Genomic DNA, 19,277 nt, shown 5'->3' on the forward strand with positions numbered 1-19,277 from the left:
TTGTTATTCTTAGTCCATGTCCATTCTTATGGCGCGGACTAAGAATCTGAAAAAGATTTTATATGATTTAAGTTCGAATAATACTCGATCTAATACACTATTTATATTGGAGGTAATTCCATGAACTTCAGCAAAATGTTTACAACCGTTGATTTGCATGTTGCAGGAGAACCGTTACGTGTTATTACTGGCGGATTTCCAGAAATAAAAGGTGATACCCAGTTAGAAAGACGTGCCTATTGCATGGAGCATTTAGATCACTTACGAGAAGTATTAATGTACGAACCACGTGGCCATCATGGAATGTATGGATGCATCATTACTCCTCCAGCAAGTCCGCATGCTGATTTCGGGGTGCTGTTTATGCATAATGAAGGATGGAGTACGATGTGCGGTCATGGGATTATCGCTGTGATGACGCTCGGCATTGAGACAGGCATGTTTGATCTATCAGGCGGAAAAGAAAAATTTATTATTGATAGCCCAGCAGGCGAAGTAGTCGCTTATGCAAAATATAATGGAAATCAAGTAGAATCCGTTTCATTTGAAAATGTCCCTTCATTTGTTTATAAGAAGGATGTTCCAGTGAAAATTGACGGCTATGAATTTAATGTTGATATTGCTTATGGAGGCGCTTTTTACGCTGTTGTTGATAGTAAAGAAATGGATTTGAACGTAAACTTTAAAGATGTAGCGGCTCTCCAAACATGGGGCGGGAAAATCAAACATTACATCGAGAGCCAAATGGAAGTGAAACATCCGCTTGAGCCTGGATTAAAGGGAATCTATGGAGTTATTTTTTCAGACGAGCCAAAAATAGAAGGGGCAGACCTTCGGAATGTGACCATTTTTGCTGATGAACAAGTTGACCGTTCACCATGTGGAAGTGGAACCTCTGCCAGAGCTGCAACACTCGTAGAGCAAGGCCGTCTAAAAGAGGGAGAAAGCTTTGTCCATGAGTGCATTACGGATGGCCAATTTATTGGCGAAATATTATCGCTCACTAAAGTTGCGGATTATGACGCCGTTGTTTCTAAAGTATCCGGGCAGGCGTACATTACCGGGTTCCATCAATTTGTCGTAGATCCGAGAGATCCATTGAAGCAAGGATTTTTATTAGCTTAATAGACGTTCGTAAATTTGAATTCGAAAAAAGCTGTTTGTAGCCATCAGTTACATTCGGCTTTTTTTAGTTTATCCGCTATCACTCCTATAAATGCAATATAATTCAAGACAGCAGATAATCAAATTACTTGACACAATTTACATACAAAAATATAATTACTTACATAAAGTAACTTATATATAAAATCAAGGTGATTGTCCAAATAACTAATCATAAAGATAGTAAATAGGTTACCAACCGTATGAAGTTTAATGAATTAATTCGCAAAAAATATTATTAATCTGTTGACAATCAAAAATGAATATATTATTATTATCTCGTATTCAAGATAAATGATTTAAAGATATATGAATTAAGGGTTATCTCGCGAATATTAATACTTGATCAAAATTCAATTTATAAGATAGAATTATTTTTCGCCTGAATATCTCAAGGTTGAGATTCTCGAAGGGTAGATGAATAAGTCGTAATTATTCTTGAAAAACTAGTATAAATACGGCAATTGCAATAATTTTTTTAGTGGATCACGGTAATAATAAAGCGAGAACCTCACAATAAACTGAAAGCGGAAAATAAGGTACAAAAAGGCAGAGCACAATGCCAATTTAAAGGGGTTGATGCTTTAATAAACTTTTTTAAAAACGACATAATAATATAGGTGGTGCAGGAAAATGGGTTTTTTAAACAGACTATTTGGTGGAACAGATCAGAAGGAGGAAGAAACAATGACTAAATTAAACATCGGAATTATTTTAGGAAGCACACGTCAAGGACGTGTAAGCCCGCAAGTTGGAGAATGGGTAAAAGGAATTGCAGACAAACGCGGGGATGCAAATTATGAAATCGTAGATATTGCAGACTTCAATCTGCCATTTTTAGGAACAACAGATGGTACAGAACCTGGAATCGCAGCATGGAATGAAAAGCTTGCTAACTTAGATGGATTTGTATTCATCGTTCAAGAATACAATCACAGTATTACTGGAGCATTAAAAAATGCACTTGATTTTGCACGTGAAGCATGGAACAATAAAGCAGCAGGTATCGTAAGCTACGGTTCAACTGGTGGAGCTCGTGCAGCAGAACATTTACGCGGCATCATGGGAGAATTATTGATTGCTGATGTTCGCACACATCCAACATTGTCATTATTTACTGATTTTGAAAATATGTCTGAATTCAAACCAGCTGAATTACACCTTAATAATGTTAATGATATGCTTGACCAAGTAAACGCTTGGAGCGGTGCATTAAAAACGATTCGATAAGAATCATATAAATGGGAGGGGATTATAATCAATCCCTTCCCTTTTTGACTTTAATGGGAAATGTAGGAGGGAAAAAAATGAAACAAGTAAAATCGCAGCAAGAATATCGTGAGCAAATAACAAAGGATGAGCTTTCTGTGGGCATTTTTACAACTACTTGGTGCCCTGATTGCAAACGATTAGATATGTTTATTAACGATATCATAGAGGAGAATCCCGATAAGAAATGGTTTACCATTGATCGAGATGAATTCCCGGAAATTTCTGAGGAACAATCAGTAATGGGAATTCCATCTTTATTAGTTTTTAAAAATGGTGAAAAGCTTGCTCATTTGCATAGTGCCAATGCAAAAACACCAGAACAAGTGAAAGAATTCTTAAATAATCTATAAAGGATAAAATGCTAATCGAACTCATTCGATTAGTTTTTTTGTTCATTTAGCTCAATATCAAGCTGTTCATTTTGAGTTTCCCTTGTTCAACTTTTTTGCCCACTTGTTATTTTTATATAATGATGAAAAAACGTTGCTCTAGACCCACATACAGAACAGTTGATAAGATATGGGAGGGATAAGAGAAGGGGAGTAGCCATGGAGAAACTAAGATACGAACAACTAAAGATGGGTGAACGTGGAGTTATAGTTAGTATCACTGCTTATATTATTTTATCTTTGCTAAAGCTGATTATTGCAGCTGCGACCAACTCTGAAGCTCTAAAAGCAGATGGATTAAATAATGTGACGGATATTGTTGCTTCAACGGCTGTCCTCATTGGATTGAAGCTTTCCCGAAAGCCTCCTGACGATGACCACCCATATGGGCATTGGAAGGCGGAAGGTGTGGCTACATTAGTAGCTTCCTTTATTATGGTGTCAGTTGGGATTCAAGTGCTGTATGGGGCTGCTCACTCTTTCTTTGACATGGAAAAGGAAGCCCCAGATTTAATTGCAGCGTGGACAGGGATTTTTTGCGCTGTGGTAATGTTTGGTGTTTATCGATATAATCTAAAGCTTGCAAATAAAATTAATAGTCAATCTGTTATGGCTGCTGCTAAGGATAATATATCCGATGCCTGGGTAAGTATCGGAGCGGCAGTTGGGATAATCGGGTCCCAATTTCATATACCATGGCTTGACCCACTTGCAGCCATAATAGTGGGTATTCTTATTTGTAAAACAGCCTGGGAGATTTTCCGAGAAGCCTCACATCATTTGACAGACGGCTTTGATGAAAAATTATTAGAGGACTATAAAACAACAATTCTAAATACCTTTGGGGTAAAAGGAATAAAAGAAATTAGAGCTAGAAATTACGGGAATAATACGGTTGTCGATATCGTAATCCTCGTTAATTCAAAATTACATCTACAGGAAGCTCATGATATTTCAACCATTGTCGAGAACGTACTCATACAGGAACATGGTGTCTATACGGTACATGTCCATGTTGAACCAAACTCTGTTACAGGACCAACTCAAAAATCATTAAATGATAAAAATAGTCTAACGGATTAGCAAATAGAAAGCTGAGTCCGTTAGACTTTTTCTATGAAGATTGCCCCTCATATCATTTATTAAATAGTTCGTGGCTTTTCTCCTGTGAGATGTGCCTCAAACATATCGATAATTTCTAGGAATCTTTCGGCTTCGCGGAAGACATGATCTGCTAATAATGGGTGGATAATACTTTTTATTTTACATTCCTCAATTAAATCTCTTGCCGTTTTCTTAAAGTCCTTCAGTGAAGCAACAGACACACGATTCTGGTCAAGGAATTGATCTAGAAGAGGAACAGTCTGAGACTGCGGCTTCATAGATTCTAAATCTCTTGCTTGAAAAACTAATTGATCAAAATCATTGCTGAAATTTCGGGCCAAATCTACTAGCTTTCTTTCTGACGGATCGAGAAGATGTCCGATGAATTGGGCATGATCAGCCATGATCCTCAAGAAGAAAACATTTTCCTTAATGATTGCATCAGGCAGTGCTTTCAATTTCCCTTCATTTAATTCAATTAATCGTTTTCGAAAATAATTGGCTTCCCTGCTTGTGTGATCAATTAAAAGGGGAAAATTATTTGCCCCTGGTAATTTGCAAGAAAGTACTAATCCTAACACCTTCCGCTTAAAGGCAAAAATATTCGTTGCAGCCTGCATGACTTGGGTATTAAACCTTCTTATTTGATCAGGAGTCGTTTGATTTGTAAAAGAATGAGATTGCTGTTCGATCTGTTCAAAAATATGATAAAACTGATTTGCCTCCGCAATTAATTGTGTATCCTCACATCTGAAACCTAATCTGAGAAATAGTGAATGCTCCTTCATGATCCTCGACCAAAAACGAATTTCATCTAATGAGCGTGTAACGAACATCACTGGATTAATTTGAGTGTAATGTTCTGGTGAGTGTTCAGGCATGGTCATATCCATTCCCCCTTTAATAAACTTTGTCTTTAAAATTTATTAATAAGAAGGATGAATATACATTGTCCTAATAATCTTTAAGTAAATTTACTTTGATTTAAGGGTTAACCCGTAGTTTTTTTACTATTATTCTCCTTTTTCTCTTCTTTTGGAATAAATGCTCCTTTATTAGGATCCCACTTCATGCCGCTTTTCTGTGCGTGAATTCCGTAAATGGTATTGTGTATTAAATCTCTAGAGACCACTGTAGCCCCAGTTACTAATATTCCTTGAACGACAGATTCGATTTCAAACCCATAATGTAAAAGGCAAGCAATGATAGCAAAAAACAATTTTATCCAGGCGTGGCTCCATAACGGAATATGTGGTGTTTGCCTTAGAAACAAACCAAGGGATTATTTTACGCCTATCAGTATGAGGGATTGATACCTGATTCAATCAAAAAAGAAGAACACAATGCATCTGCACGTGTTCTCCAACCTTTTCTTTAAATAAACCCTGAAGCTTTATTGATCAACGTAGAAAATTCTGGTTTCTCTGGTAATTTTACCTGCATTATTTGCAACTTCGAACGTAACTACATGGAATTTTTCTTTTAATGGTTCTTTCACCTGGAAGAAGAGGGTTGAATTTTCTTTATCAAAATTTGGCTTAGATTCAATGCCATCAACGATTACACGGATACTGGCCTCATCTAATTTAGATCCTTTATCGCGTACGATAGTAGCATTCAAAAGAGGTGTATTGCTTTGAATCACTTCACCCATTTTGAATGCTGGGATAACAGAAATCTTTTGGCCAACATTGTCAGGGGTATGTGCAGCTGCCTTTTCTACTTCTTTTAACACACGTAGTGTATTCTGCCCTAATAATTTCTCAAGATCTTGTTTAGTGTAACCTCTTTTCACTAATTCCTCTGTTACCTTATACAATTCCGAAGAATCTTTTATATCGGATGGCAGTGGCCCCCCATCAAAATCAGAGCCAAGTGCTACATGATCGATGCCAATCAATTTAACAGCATAATCAATATGATCTGCATAGTCCTTTATATGGTTTGGTTTTGCAGGATACTCATACGTCAAAAATTCTGGATAAAAAACAATGCCTACTACCCCTCCATTTTTAGCTAATGCCTTAAGCTGGTCATCAGTTAAATTTCGCTGATGATTTCTTAATGAATGGACGGCAGAGTGACTCGCAATAATCGGAGCTTTAGAAACCTTAATAACATCCCAAAAGGTATTTTCAGACATATGTGAGACGTCAATAATCATTCCGAGTCTATTCATTTCTTCTGCAACTTTTTTACCCAGTTCTGTCAACCCGCCTTGAGAAGGGGTTCTATTCGGATCCCCATATACTCTGTTTGCTCCTTCTCCTAAGGCATTTGAATAGTTCCAGGTGAATCCAACTGCTCTTACCCCAAGGTCGTAATATTGATGGAGTAAGCCAATCGCATTATGTTCTTCTAAGGAATATGCTCCTTCAATAGTTGGTACAGCAGCGATTTTTCCATTGTGAACAGCTTTCTCAATTTCCTTTAGAGAAGGGGTGATACTGAAAATATCTGAATTTCTTTCTTCAGTCCAATAAAGGGCATTAATTAAAGCTAAGGTTCTGCTTATGCTGCGCTCATTATTTCCGTAGTAGCCTGATGTATAAGCAGCAAAGAACGGAACTTTTAGCCCTCCCTCATGAAGTTTTGGTATATCAATATGGAATGGAGTATTATTTTTAATATCGGTCGTTGGCAGCCATGTATTTGGATCAACAACCTTCATCATCGTATCATTATGGCTATCCACGACTATCGAGTTAAAATGGATATCTAATGCGTTTGAACCGTTTGCGGATACTTCATTTTGTTGATATGTAAGTGAACCGGAAAATATTAATAAAACAGCCGCGAGAAAAACAAACATTTTTTTCATTAGAGAACCTCCTTATAAGTTAGTAAACTATAAATCTCGTTATAATCTTTTTTGCTAGATCCGTACTATTTAGGGTAAATCCCTCCTTAATCCCTATGATTTATAAGCAAGTGATTCTTGTAGTTTAGATCATTATATAACCGTATTTTTCCATTTTCAAACATTACTGAACATTCAGTAATATAGTCCTGTCCTCATATATACCTTTAATCACACTTTAGAAAACAGATTGTTACAAAGGGCTTAATCCCTTTGATAATGCAATAACTCTATGAAAGTACAATGAATAAAAAAGAATCACAGTGCGGGAGGAGCACAGTGATTCTTTTCCTTGCTTTTGCTATTTAAAAATTCATTCAATGATGATCGATATGGTTTCCGAATGGGCTGCTAGTGATTTGGAAGTGATCTCCAGACTGCACTTTGGGAGGGAGGCCACGGTGCAGCGGTGATTGCAGGTGGGGGTGCTGCAATCACCGCCGCATATTGAATGACTCGAGCTACCTTTTTTATAGAGGATGATACTGCTTGCTTGATAAGGTGGGGCGAAATTAGGTGTTCTATCCTTTTTCATATATATTCACAGCTACCTTTTATCTTTCGTCCTAGAAAAAGGGGCTGTCCTTAATGTACACATGATTCATTCGACACCCTAAAAAACGGTAATTAAACCCTATTTACCCTAAGATTGTTTATAAAATATAATTTGATTTGTTAGTGTAATTTGTAAATATAAGGAAAAAGGTATTTTGTTCATATTGCTTTTAATAATACAAAGGAGAGGATGTAATCTTATTAATAATTTCTGTTTTATACAGATGATTGTAAATAGTAGAAAATGAGTTTACAAAGTTAGGAGGAAAGAGAGATGAAACTTAAGCCAATATTAGCCATATTATTAAGTGGTATTCTTTTTATAAGTCCGCTAGAAGGAAATGCACAAAGTAATGAAGTAAATAAAGAGGTATTAAGTGTAATTGAATCTAAGATTCAGGAGATAGATAGTTTACTTTTATCAAGTCCGGATAAAGTACAATGTTATGAAAAGTGTACTCAAGCTGAGATTGAAAAACAAAAAGAGACTTTTTTAGATCAAGTAAACAATATACATGTTGAAATAGAAGAATACTTTAATTCTCTTGATGAGTCTGTGCAAACATACGAATTTGAGGAACTGGTTGAAAAGTTAGATGAATTGGACTTAGAAGCAAATAGAGTTCAGGGTGAAGGAGAGGGGAGCGACTCTATTTCAATGGAAGGTACGGACGAGTTTAACTCTCTTTCTGCTACTACTTACTGGCGTTATGGTGATATTTTGTATTACGGAATAGGTAGCGATAATGCTGCTGGCGAGCCTTCTTTTACAGGTCATACAGCTGTGCTGTCAACCACTGATTATTATGTAATTGAAGCATCCAGAACATCAAAATCCGGAAATAAAGTTTTTCATTGGAATAGAGATAAGCTATGGAAAGGCGCTTCTGGCATTAAGCAATATAAAGTAACTACTCTATTTGGAACAAACGCTAACGTAGCAGAAAGAAAAAAGGCAGTTACATTTGGTTTAAACCAAAGAGGTGAACCATATTCACTTAAAACGGCTCTTTGGAATAACAATTATTGGTATTGCTCTAAGCTAACGATGAGACAGTGGTATGATGCAGGATATGATCTGCGAGGTGCTAGAGGTTTACATTGGAGTGGATTTTTACTTGTCATTCCATTTGATATTAGAATTGATGCAAATACGCGTTTAATAAAGGATTGGGGCAGGTCATTACCTGGTAAAATTTAATTTACAAATCCAGGGTCCAACTCCACCATCTTTAAGACTGTAACGCTTTTAGCCTTCCCATTCGACCTCCATACTTGAGTAACAGAAGTAATTATCAGTAAAAAAGCCACCTGCTTTAGCAGGTGGTCGTTTAAGGATAAGAAAAAACAAAAGATTCTAAATTATTCTAATAATATTAAAGAATAAGGGTATCTGGAGGAATTATGAAACGAAAATTACTTTTTGTTGCTATCATAACAATATTGATTGGATTCATGATTACTATTTATACTTGGAATAAATCATCAGATAATAGTAACCGCATAGTTGTTAAAGGAATTGAAAATTTTAGTCCTAAGATAGAAGGTCCAGAAGAAGATCGTTATTTATTATTCTATCCAGCCGATCCAAGAACCTCTCAATCATTTACACTAGTTAAGGAAGTATCCATAACGGGAGAAGTGCTAAAGGAGTATGAAATTAGAGATAACCAATTTTTCCGAATGGAAATTCATCAAAAGCCAAATGAAATCAACCAGCTGTATGTTTCTTTTTTCGGTGCGGCTGCCATCGATAATTGGTTTTATACTTATGATATAGATCAACGCAAATTTAAAAAGGTTAATTTAACCTATTTTAACTATGATGTAGGTGTTGATCATATTAAACATTTTGGTCAGGATGTTTTATTCCAAACCAATGTCTCGCATAGAACAGGGGATCAAAATACAAATGAAGATAACCAATTTAACATGTCTATTTCTAACTTTTCTAGAGAAAAAAGTTATGAAACTGAATATGGTTATCCGCCAAACTGGTCTCCGCTATTACAGCTTGGAGAAAAAATCATCTATGCAGGAAATGGACAGGTGAATGATGAAGGAATTGCCGATCAAGCTTTTATAGGGATCATTGATAGCCAAAATGAGTCCGTTGAATATACAAACTTCAATAAACAATCGACAGAATTTTATCCCTTATATGCAAAAGAGAACCAAGCTTATATAATTGGCAATTATGGAAAGCTCTTTATAATAAATAAAGACGGCGATTATAAAACATACGAACCCTTTAAAGAATTACCACCTCAAAGTTTCTATTATAAGATTGAAGGCGGCGGTACACTTTTACTAAATGAAGAGGCTGCTTTGCACAGCGTATATAATGAGAGCTCAGGAACCACGTTAGGTTTGTTGTCATTTAAAGAGAAACCAACATTCACTGTTCTAGATAAAGATTATATAAAAAAAGAAAACTCGTATAGGCTATTATATCAAGACATAAACAAACAAGAAATTTACTTACTTGAAACAGATGGTGAAAAACATGGTAACTTACTAGTTCTAGACAATCATTCTTTTGATTTAGTCCATAAAATCCCTGTCGATTATGAGTATTTACTGGATTTTGTCATTAAAAAATGATTGTGAACCGATCAGTTTAGAAAAAACACCCCATGTACAACTGAGGCCACTGAAAAAGTCCAATTTTTAATAAAGGCAGTTGAAAGTTCAATCTAACGAACTTTCAACTGCCTTTTTACTTAATAATTGTTATCAAATGTATGTAGGTGGTATCCAAGTTAATAGCAAATTTCCCCTTTTTCTTCAAATCGGCCGTGCTAAAATAGTGCCCACATGTATTTTGCAAGAAAAAAGTGCATAATTGTGCAAGACTTTTTGCAGAGTTTTTCCACCCAAATCTAAATACTGTTCTTTTCTAACATGCCCACACTATGGATTATTTATCTTAATTTTTTGTATGCATATGGAGTCATGTTCATGGAATTTCTGAATAAATCAATAAAATAGCTTGTACTATTAAAACCAACTTGATAAGCAACTTCGGTAACATTAAGATCACCTTGCTGCAGTAAATATAAGCTTTTTTGGATTCGATAATCTTTTACATAATTTAAAGGTGTACAATTTAAATACCGCTTGAAATATCGACAGCATTCAGAACGGCTTAGTTGACCAGCCTTTGCAATATCCTCCAGCATTATTTTTTCTGGATAATGTTGATGTATATAACTTAACATTTGTTTCATTCTATGGCCCTTTACTATTTCTGTCTGAACATATTCTAGTTGAATACCATTCACGATTAAATTTTTCCAAATGAATGTTAGCTGCATCGATATATCAATTTCATAGTACGCTGGTTTTTGCTCAATATATTGATGTATTTCCATAATTGCATTTAAAATGTTTTTCCCCCAAAGCTGATTTGCATCTACATATAAGTAAGGGAAATTCGTAGCTTGAATATAGGGCTTTACATAAGGAGTATATAGTTCTTGCGCTAAAACAAAGTGAGGTGAAATATTTAAGCAAATATAAATACAACCCGACTGATCTTTTTCTTGTGCCTTGTGTAAGCATCCACTATTTATAAACAGTCCATCGCCTTCTCGAACAACTATCTGATCTTCATTAACTTGAAAAATGGCTTCCCCTTTTACGATTAACACAAATTGAATTTCGTCATGCCAATGAAGTGGAATATAGCCATGTATATTTTGTTTTATGGTAGTCTCATAACATGCTATCGGCATAACGACTGTATGATGTTTGGTAAGCTCTTTTAAGCTTTCATCTATCATGAAGTTTTTCATTTGCATAACTAAAACCTCAATATATTTATAATATTTTTCTATTCAATAATAGTATTATTCTAACGAATATTAACTTAATATTAACACAATTGTTGCATTTAAGAAAATTAATCATCAAAATTATAATTTCTTCACATCTGTTTTATTTTCATTTTAAAAGGGGAGCTGAACATGACATTTACTAGTTTAAATCTATCAATCAAATCGGACCGCCTACTCAACCGACTTCAAGAACTTGGCCGAATTGGTCGGGACAATGACAACAAACTTTCTAGATTAGCCGCATCAGATGCAGACAAAGCAGGCCGGGACCTATTTGTTACTTGGATGAAGGAATCTGGATTGGAGGTTATGATCGATAGAATCGGTAATATCTTTGGCATTTGGTATAGTCCCGAAAACAAAAATGAAGCACCAATTATGATCGGTTCTCACATTGACACAGTCATTAACGCTGGTATTTTTGATGGATGCTATGGAGTCCTTTCTGGGCTTGAAATCATAAACACTTTGCAGGAGACAGGTTTTATTCCTACTCGTCCAATTGCAGTTGCAGCATTTACGAACGAAGAGGGTGTACGATATACCCCTGATATGATGGGCTCCCTTGTATTTGCTGGTGGACTCCCTGTTGATGAGGCACTTGCAACGGTGGGAACGGATGGAACACTTTTGGGCGAAGAGCTTGAACGTATTGGATATGCTGGCAAGAAGGACCCTGGGTTTATTAAGCCACACGCTTATATTGAACTTCATATCGAACAAGGTCCAATTCTTGAGAAAATGGGGATTCCAATTGGTGCTGTTGAGAATCTTCAAGGTATTTCATGGCAGCGTATTATGATTGAAGGTGTTGCCAATCACGCTGGTACTACACCAACTAATATGCGACGTGATGCGGGACTTGCGGCTGCACGGGTGATCACATATTTACGTGATCGTGCGAACAATTCTAATGGACAAACTGTTGCAACTGTTGGAACGATTGAATTTAAGCCAAATGCTGTTAATGTCATTCCATCTTTTGCAACATTCACTGTTGATTTGCGTGATCCAAACGAACAGAGATTGCAAGATGAGGAGCAAGCACTAGCAAACTATCTTAAAGAACTAGCTTCTTCTGATGAAGTAACCATTACTTCTGAACAACTAGTACGTTTTCAGCCAGTTTCTTTTGACGAAACAATCGTTAAACTGGTAGAGCAAGCTGCTAGCGGGTGCGGACTCCAATCAAAACGAATGACATCTGGCGCGGGACATGATGCTCAAATGATGGCTCGTGTTTGCCCAACAGCGATGATCTTCGTTCCAAGTATCGATGGGATTAGTCATAATCCTAAGGAATATACAAAAGATACAGACTTAGTAGCTGGAGCTAATGTATTACTTGACGTAGTTAGCAATCTTGCAGGTAATGACTAATTGAGATAGAGGTCATCGCAATACAATAATAGGAGGTTCTTAAAATGCAGAAAACAGTAAATTCCGTAATGAGGTTTGCGAAAAACAACTTTTATTCACCTGAATATAACGAAGAGGAATTATCGGCATTTGCAGAAAAAGATATAAATGGAGTTCTTGAATTTCAAAAAACACATAAATCCTACAATGAAACTCCTTTGTATCAATTAAAGCAATTAGCTAAGCACTTAAACATTGCTGATATAAGGGTAAAGGATGAATCCCAACGATTTGGTCTTAATGCGTTCAAAGTAATGGGTGGGATCTACGCTGTTGCGAAATATTTAGCTGAACAACTAGGTGAGAATATTGAGGATCTTTCCTTCGAAAAATTACAATCTCCTAAAATCAAAGAAAAGCTAGGTGAATTAACTTTTATTTCAGCTACAGATGGAAATCATGGACGAGGTGTCGCTTGGGCAGCAAGGGAGCTTGGACATAAATGTATCATTTATTTGCCAAAAGGTTCGTCCATACAGCGCTTGACTGCCATCCGCGATGAAGGAGCTACTGCGGATATTACAGAAATCAATTATGATGACACGGTTAGGTTATGTGCAAATTTAGCTGATACAAATGGCTGGATAATGGTGCAGGATACTGCTTGGGATGGGTATGAGGAAATCCCTCTTTGGATTATGCAGGGCTATGCCTCGATGGCAACGGAAATTGTGGAACAATTGAAAAAAGACGATGCAGAACCACCAACGCATATTTTCCTTCAAGCAGGGGTGGGTTCATTTGCTGCGGCCATTGCTGGATATATGGTTCGTTATTATCGGGATAATCCTCCAATCATTGTCGTGGTTGAACCAGATCAAGCTGATTGTTATTATCGATCGTATTCAACTAAAGAAGGAAGCAGAGAAATCGTCACTGGAGAAATGAATACCATTATGGCGGGATTAGCCTGTGGGGAACCGAATACAAGAGCTTTTGAGTTATTGCGTCATTATGCTGTTGGTGCATTATCTTGTCATGATAGTATTGCTGCCCTAGGAATGCGGGTATACGGGAATCCAATGAAGGGCGATCCGCGTGTTATCTCGGGAGAGTCAGGTGCAGTAACATTGGGTGTCCTTTACTACTTAAGAAAACTAGCAGACGACCCGAAAGTGTGCCAAGAGATTTCACTGGATTCAAACTCTCGGGTACTACTCATAAGCACAGAAGGAGATACAGATCTAGCAAAATATCAACAGGTTGTATGGGAAGGTCTTTGTCCAAATTGATGGGAAATTATTAGTGGGAACGATAGAGGAGAAATTTCGTGTACTGTTCACGAAGAGTATTTTGAAGAGGTTTCTACAAGATGAAGCTCCCTGCTTTGAAAAGAATTTTTTAACACATATAATAAAAATTCACTTTTGAGACAACGGAAACCCTTGCAGCGCAAGGGTTTTCGTTGTCTAGAGAATAGGGGGCTCGAACCCCTGACCCTCTACGCTGCCAGCAGGATTCAAGTAAATAAACTGAGTTAAATTAGATAATTACAGATTAATTAAGTCTTGTGTATCAAGGGCTCGAGGGCTGTTAAAAGAAAGCTAGAACAATCTAGATAAAATAAAAAAATGAAGTCTGTGCACACTTTTCTTGATGGAAATTCTTTAGCTTAAATTTTGTGCTAAGAAGGATTGTGAAGAAGTGTACTTAATCTATAGAATAGGTTAGAAGAAAAAGGAATAATTAAATCTTTATTGAATATGAAAAACAGAGAGTTTAAAGAGGAAGGCTGTGAGGATTGAATGTTTGGTGAAGAAAAAGAGAGTTCAATTTTAGGAACAGTCATAGCGGTTAGTTTAAGTAAGAAGCATACGTTTAGTAAAGAAATTCAAGAAATTATAAAATTAGTGAAGGGTTTCGGGGTCGAAGGCGATGCACACTTTGGTTCAACGGTTAAACATCGATCGAGAGTGGCACAAGATCCAAACCAACCGAACCTAAGACAAGTGCATTTAATTCAAAATGAGTTATTCAAAGATTTAGCAGACCGTTTTACTATTAAACCTGGACAAATGGGTGAAAATATAACAACTGTTGGAATAAATCTTCTTGAATTACCTACTGACACGACATTATTTATAGGTGAGTCTGCAAGTATTAAAGTAACAGGCTTACGCAATCCATGTGCTCAAATTGATAATTTTAAACAGGGTCTTTTAAAGGCTGTTTTGGATAAGGATTCAGACGGAAATCTAATAAGAAAAGCAGGAATAATGGGAGTTATATTGCAGAGCGGAGAAGTGAAACCAGGTGATACCATCCGTGTTAAATTACCTCCTAGACCATTTATAAAGCTTAAACGTGTTTAAGCAACTTGTGCGTATTAGTACGATAGTGAAATTAATCTTGTTTGTAAACAAACATTTAAAGTAACAGATAGTTTTAGCACAATAGCAGAGTAGCAGAGGAATAATTTTTGCAGCTCTTCGTGTCTCAATTTTTAGTAATCGGGCGACTTTCTGTAAAAAGGAACAGCGCATACTTTCGTTATAGGGCCATTTTATGGAGGCCTGAAAGATTTCAACGTGTTAAATTAAACTTCCGAGCTTACCCAAAAATAGCAATTCCATTCAATAAGAAAAAGGTGTTGTATTGGAGAACAGAGAATTACTGTGGTTAAGTGATTTTATATTTTTCGAAAGGGGAATTCAAAATGGGAAAAGTTGTTGGATTTGAATTAAGCAGTCAAGAACCGGAAAAAGCAACAAAATTTTATTCCAGGGTTTTTGGATGGGATTTCTCCGAACCACAGTGGGATTATTGGGCTGTTTCTACGGAAGTAGGCACTCAGGAAACTGGAATGAGCGGTGGAGTAAGTAAAGGACCTAATGATTTTCCTCATGGAACACGTATTCAAATAGAAGTTGATTCAATAGATGATTCTATCTTCAAAGCAAAAGACAATGGTGCAATGGTAGTTCGAGAAAAGATGGAGTTTGATGAATTTTTTCTAGCATACTTAGTAGATCCAACGGGTATTGGATTTGGTCTTATTCAAAAAAAATAATAAGCTACCTTAATATTTGGGCGCAATTCTGAAGCAAGAATCAGCAAGAATTACGCTCTTTCTTTATGTTAAGGGCAATTTGTGTTGTATAAACAAGTGATTTACAAATAAAAGGGTACCTGATCTTCATCCAAAAATTGTCGTGGACAACGTTAATGAAATTTCTAAAATAGGAACTTCTTTTAATAAATGAAAGTATAGTTTTACATTAACCTCAGTGTGATTAAAGGTGCTATCTAAGAACAAGAATAACCACTTAATCATTCTCAACCTAGATTGTGAAAGATCAAGGGAAGTATAATAAAGGTTATGAAGAATTGTAATTTTAGTTTGCGCTGGAGCTGTTTCACTTGGTTTTCCTTCCCTATTATTTCAAGTGATTAATAGTTTGATTGAGAAAATTGTATTTTTAACAGTTGAGGAAGTCAAGGTTGTAGCTATGACTAAAAAACAACTTTAACAATCTGGCGTTAATCGATCATCATGAGGAGAGGATTACGATAACTATTTATGACCAACTTATAGAAGTTCTTAAAGAAAAAAAAGGTGAAACTCTAACATCTATAGAGATAAGAGATAAATTAATAACAAAATTTAATACAAATCCAAGTAGTATAATACTTTCAGATTATTGTTATAACCGTTATAACAGCGGGATATCTTTTAATAAACATCTATTTATATACATCAATAGAAGTACATATAGATATGTAGGTGAAAATTATCCTTATACTGGACTAATCTTTCACAAACCTAGAGGGGCTGAGTATGAATCTGTTGTTGGTGAGTGGGATAATGGGCTACTTCTTCTCTATAAGGATAAAACTATTAAACAGGGTTCAATAGGAATCTCACAAATAAAAAAGTTGTGTGAAGAATACTTGGAAATGTTACGATTTGAAATGAATGTACTTGGATGCAAGGCAACTGAATTAAGGCATCTTATAGGTCGTCTAGGTGAATTCTTTTGTGTTCTTTACACAAATGGAGAACTAGCTAAAGTGACCAATCAACATGGATATGATGTCATAAAAGACGGTAGAAGAATTAGTGTTAAAACAACTGCCCAAGATAATAGTTTTATTACGATCAATAAAAATACATTCGACCAATTCGATGACTTTTTCGTAGTTCAGTACAAAGATGATGATTTTAAACTGTTATTTTATGGGCCAAAGGAAGAAATCCCATCACCTAGAACATATGGAAATAATTATGAGGTCAATATAAGTTCTTTAAAAAGAATATCAAAAACCAGTCCATTTTTTCTGGGGTAAGATACATTTGAGGGCAGGATAGTATGATAGCCGTCCAATAATACTCCTTTCAGAGGTGTAAAATGATATATTTAGAAACATCGAGATTGCAATTACGCGACTGGGAAGAAATAGACTTAGAGCCATTTAGTCGACTAAATGAGGATGAAGAGGTTATGAAGTATTTTCCTAAAACCTTATCATCCGAAGAAACAAAGGTGTTTTATAAATCAATATTGTCCGAGTTTAAAGAATGTGGATTTGGGTTATATGCCGTGGAAGTAAAGGAAAATAAAGAGTTTATAGGGTTTATAGGATTTCATAGGGCAACCTTTGAGGCTGATTTTACACCGTGTATTGAAATTGGATGGCGCTTGAAGAAAGAGGCTTGGGGAAAAGGATATGCATCTGAGGGTGCAGCAGCCTGTTTACAATATGGATTTAACAAATTGGGTTTTAGTGATGTTTATAGTTTTACAGCTGATGTTAATAAGCCTTCGAAAAACGTAATGATAAAAATTGGTATGAATTTTATTAAAACTTTCAATCACCCCAATGTTAAGAAAGATAGTCCTTTAAGAAAACATGTTCTATTTCATATTAATAAAAATAAACCTGCTAACTGTAAACTATAGTTCAATTAACAGCCGTTTCAGTGGCAAGTACCCTTAAGTCAAGAATCTACAATAAGCTTTAAAGTATCCATAGTTTAAGAAAAAGTTATTATGTCGCAGTTCGAACATACTGTTCAAACTTTTATTCCATAATAGGGCGCTATCCATGAATAAGGATATGCGTCCATTTTCATTTTAGAGCCGTATTATAGAAGATCGAAAATTCAACTTTTCTTTAGTAAATGGGAATAAAAGAAATAAAGTGATATGTTTTATATTTAACTAAATAGTTGAATATGAAAATTATCTCTGTTATATTTAACTACATGGTTAACCATAATAATGATCATTTAAATAAAATTTTTCATGCTTTAGCTGATTCAACAAGAAGAGAAATGGTTCATATGATGGCGCAAAAAGAAAGAACAGTTTCTGAATTAGCAGAGCCTTTTGATATGTCCCTTGCTGGGATTTCAAAGCATATTAAGGTTCTTGAGGGAGCAAAATTAGTGGAAAGGAGTGTAAATGGAAGAACTCACATATGTCGCTTAAATACTAAATCATTATCTCAAGCTAAAGAATGGCTCCAATTTTATGAGAAATTTTGGAGCAATCGTTTTGATCTTCTGGAAAGTGAGTTATTGAAAGCCAAGAAGAAAGAACACTAAAACATCGGAAGGAGAATTTTATGAATAAAATCTCAACAACAACATTAAAAATGAAAAGAGAATTTAATGTAGAACCTGAAAGAGTTTTTGACGCATGGTTGAATCCTGTAATGATGAAAAAGTGGTTTTTTACATTAGAAGGGACGAACAAGGTCGCACAGAATGACCCCAAAGTAGGTGGAGGTTGGGAGATCGTCGACCATAGAGAGGGAAAAGATTATCGAGCAGTAGGTGAGTACCTTGAAATTGATCCTCCAAAAAAATTGGTATTTACTTTTAAAATGCCTCAATTTAGTGAGTTAGAAGATATAATAACTGTTGAGATAAAAGAAATTTCTACAGGCTGTGAAATGACTTTTACCCAACTCATACACGTTGCTCCAGAAGAAAACTGGACAAAAGCAGATATTGAAAAAGCTCTAGGAGAGTATCATGATGGGTCTGAACATGGTTGGAACTTAATGTTTATGGGACTCAAAGAACTAGTTGAAACTGGATATATCAGCTATAAAGGTTGATGTTCATACATCGGCGCAGGTTGGCTAAAGAAAAAGTATGACTCGGATAAAATTATTTTTATAGAGGGGCATTATTAAATTTAAGTTACCTTACGTACATTCATTTTATCAATTGATGAATAATTAATTAAGTGACTACAGGAGTTGGTATTTAATGGTAAATGTTACGCCGTTTTTAATGTTTCAAGATGGTAAAGCAGAAGAAGCGATGAATTATTACATATCAATCATTGAGGATTCTGAAATTACTAGTATTGTTCGCTATGGAGCTAATGAAACTGGAGACGAAGGAACTGTCATGAAAGCTACTTTTTCTTTAAAAGGGCAAGAATTTATGTGCATTGACAGTAATGTGAAGCATCAGTTTTCCTTTACTCCTTCATTTTCAATATTTGTTACTTGTGATACTGAAGAAGAAATTAACAACCTTTATGAGAAACTTATCGAGGGTGGACAAGCACTTATGCCAATTGGTAATTACGGTTTTAGTCAAAGGTTTGGTTGGCTAAATGACCGGTTTGGAGTATCGTGGCAACTAAATCTTCCTTCGTGATTTCATTAAAATTAGTGTTAACAAGCAAAAGGCAGTAATCACAATCTTGAACTTCC

The 19,277-nt window shown here is 35.7% G+C and carries 19 protein-coding genes; 15 read left to right on the forward strand and 4 right to left on the reverse strand.

The window, feature by feature from the left end; translation table 11 throughout:
* Nucleotides 1-120 precede the first annotated feature (120 nt).
* The 4 genes from V7127_RS07665 (at nt 121) to V7127_RS07680 (ending at nt 3,908) form a co-directional block, all read left to right on the forward strand.
* Complete coding sequence (locus V7127_RS07665) at nt 121-1,125, forward strand: proline racemase family protein (RefSeq protein ID WP_335484593.1); 1,005 nt, start codon at nt 121-123, stop codon at nt 1,123-1,125.
* Between the two features lie 672 nt (nt 1,126-1,797).
* Nucleotides 1,798-2,394, forward strand: coding sequence for an NADPH-dependent FMN reductase (locus V7127_RS07670; RefSeq protein ID WP_335484595.1), 597 nt, complete (start codon nt 1,798-1,800; stop codon nt 2,392-2,394).
* Nucleotides 2,395-2,471: 77 nt separating this feature from the next.
* Complete coding sequence (locus V7127_RS07675; protein WP_335484597.1) at nt 2,472-2,786, forward strand: thioredoxin family protein; 315 nt, start codon at nt 2,472-2,474, stop codon at nt 2,784-2,786.
* A 198-nt stretch (nt 2,787-2,984) separates the two neighbouring features.
* Nucleotides 2,985-3,908: a cation diffusion facilitator family transporter gene (locus tag V7127_RS07680; RefSeq protein WP_335484599.1), complete on the forward strand. Its 924-nt coding sequence runs from the start codon at nt 2,985-2,987 to the stop codon at nt 3,906-3,908.
* A 59-nt stretch (nt 3,909-3,967) separates the two neighbouring features.
* Here the strand turns inward: V7127_RS07680 and V7127_RS07685 are convergent, their stop codons facing one another.
* The 3 genes from V7127_RS07685 to V7127_RS07695 all read right to left on the reverse strand — a co-directional run bounded on the left by V7127_RS07685 (nt 3,968) and on the right by V7127_RS07695 (nt 6,750).
* The gene (locus V7127_RS07685; RefSeq protein ID WP_438823980.1) at nt 3,968-4,822 is read right to left on the reverse strand and encodes a DUF2935 domain-containing protein; all 855 of its coding nucleotides are present in this window, start codon (nt 4,820-4,822) and stop codon (nt 3,968-3,970) included.
* Nucleotides 4,823-4,920: 98 nt separating this feature from the next.
* Nucleotides 4,921-5,202 (reverse strand): phage holin family protein, encoded by a 282-nt coding sequence (locus V7127_RS07690; protein WP_335484603.1) that lies wholly within the window; start codon nt 5,200-5,202, stop codon nt 4,921-4,923.
* 120 nt (nt 5,203-5,322) lie between these two features.
* Nucleotides 5,323-6,750, reverse strand: a complete 1,428-nt coding sequence (locus V7127_RS07695; protein WP_335484605.1) for a dipeptidase — start codon at nt 6,748-6,750, stop codon at nt 5,323-5,325.
* An 868-nt stretch (nt 6,751-7,618) separates the two neighbouring features.
* On the opposite strand from V7127_RS07695, the gene V7127_RS07700 reads away from it, so the two are divergent.
* Both V7127_RS07700 and V7127_RS07705 read left to right on the forward strand, forming a co-directional pair.
* On the forward strand, nt 7,619-8,545 hold the full coding sequence (locus tag V7127_RS07700; protein WP_335484607.1) for a hypothetical protein: 927 nt from the start codon (nt 7,619-7,621) through the stop codon (nt 8,543-8,545).
* 203 nt (nt 8,546-8,748) lie between these two features.
* Nucleotides 8,749-9,948, forward strand: coding sequence for a hypothetical protein (locus V7127_RS07705; protein WP_335344767.1), 1,200 nt, complete (start codon nt 8,749-8,751; stop codon nt 9,946-9,948).
* 320 nt (nt 9,949-10,268) lie between these two features.
* Here the strand turns inward: V7127_RS07705 and V7127_RS07710 are convergent, their stop codons facing one another.
* A complete protein-coding gene (locus V7127_RS07710) occupies nt 10,269-11,147 on the reverse strand; it encodes an AraC family transcriptional regulator (protein WP_335484609.1) in 879 nt (292 codons plus the stop codon).
* A gap of 165 nt (nt 11,148-11,312) precedes the next feature.
* On the opposite strand from V7127_RS07710, the gene V7127_RS07715 reads away from it, so the two are divergent.
* The 9 genes from V7127_RS07715 (at nt 11,313) to V7127_RS07755 (ending at nt 19,221) form a co-directional block, all read left to right on the forward strand.
* Complete coding sequence (locus tag V7127_RS07715; protein ID WP_335484611.1) at nt 11,313-12,563, forward strand: Zn-dependent hydrolase; 1,251 nt, start codon at nt 11,313-11,315, stop codon at nt 12,561-12,563.
* A 44-nt stretch (nt 12,564-12,607) separates the two neighbouring features.
* The gene (dpaL, locus tag V7127_RS07720; protein ID WP_335355274.1) at nt 12,608-13,834 is read left to right on the forward strand and encodes a diaminopropionate ammonia-lyase; all 1,227 of its coding nucleotides are present in this window, start codon (nt 12,608-12,610) and stop codon (nt 13,832-13,834) included.
* A 513-nt stretch (nt 13,835-14,347) separates the two neighbouring features.
* Nucleotides 14,348-14,914 carry an MOSC domain-containing protein gene (locus V7127_RS07725; RefSeq protein WP_335484614.1) on the forward strand — a complete coding sequence of 189 codons (567 nt, stop codon included), beginning with the start codon at nt 14,348-14,350 and terminating at the stop codon, nt 14,912-14,914.
* Nucleotides 14,915-15,258: 344 nt separating this feature from the next.
* On the forward strand, nt 15,259-15,612 hold the full coding sequence (locus tag V7127_RS07730) for a VOC family protein (RefSeq protein WP_335484616.1): 354 nt from the start codon (nt 15,259-15,261) through the stop codon (nt 15,610-15,612).
* A 500-nt stretch (nt 15,613-16,112) separates the two neighbouring features.
* Complete coding sequence (locus tag V7127_RS07735) at nt 16,113-16,889, forward strand: DUF7225 domain-containing protein (RefSeq protein ID WP_335484674.1); 777 nt, start codon at nt 16,113-16,115, stop codon at nt 16,887-16,889.
* 62 nt (nt 16,890-16,951) lie between these two features.
* Nucleotides 16,952-17,503: a GNAT family N-acetyltransferase gene (locus tag V7127_RS07740; protein ID WP_335484618.1), complete on the forward strand. Its 552-nt coding sequence runs from the start codon at nt 16,952-16,954 to the stop codon at nt 17,501-17,503.
* A 275-nt stretch (nt 17,504-17,778) separates the two neighbouring features.
* The gene (locus tag V7127_RS07745; RefSeq protein WP_335355271.1) at nt 17,779-18,150 is read left to right on the forward strand and encodes an ArsR/SmtB family transcription factor; all 372 of its coding nucleotides are present in this window, start codon (nt 17,779-17,781) and stop codon (nt 18,148-18,150) included.
* A gap of 20 nt (nt 18,151-18,170) precedes the next feature.
* A complete protein-coding gene (locus tag V7127_RS07750) occupies nt 18,171-18,668 on the forward strand; it encodes an SRPBCC family protein (RefSeq protein WP_335484621.1) in 498 nt (165 codons plus the stop codon).
* A 154-nt stretch (nt 18,669-18,822) separates the two neighbouring features.
* The gene (locus V7127_RS07755; protein ID WP_335484624.1) at nt 18,823-19,221 is read left to right on the forward strand and encodes a VOC family protein; all 399 of its coding nucleotides are present in this window, start codon (nt 18,823-18,825) and stop codon (nt 19,219-19,221) included.
* The last annotated feature ends 56 nt before the right edge of the window (nt 19,222-19,277 follow it).

The sequence above is a fragment of the Bacillus sp. JJ1773 genome (genome assembly GCF_036962035.1).
In the GTDB taxonomy this organism is placed as follows: Bacteria; Bacillota; Bacilli; order Bacillales; family Cytobacillaceae; genus Cytobacillus.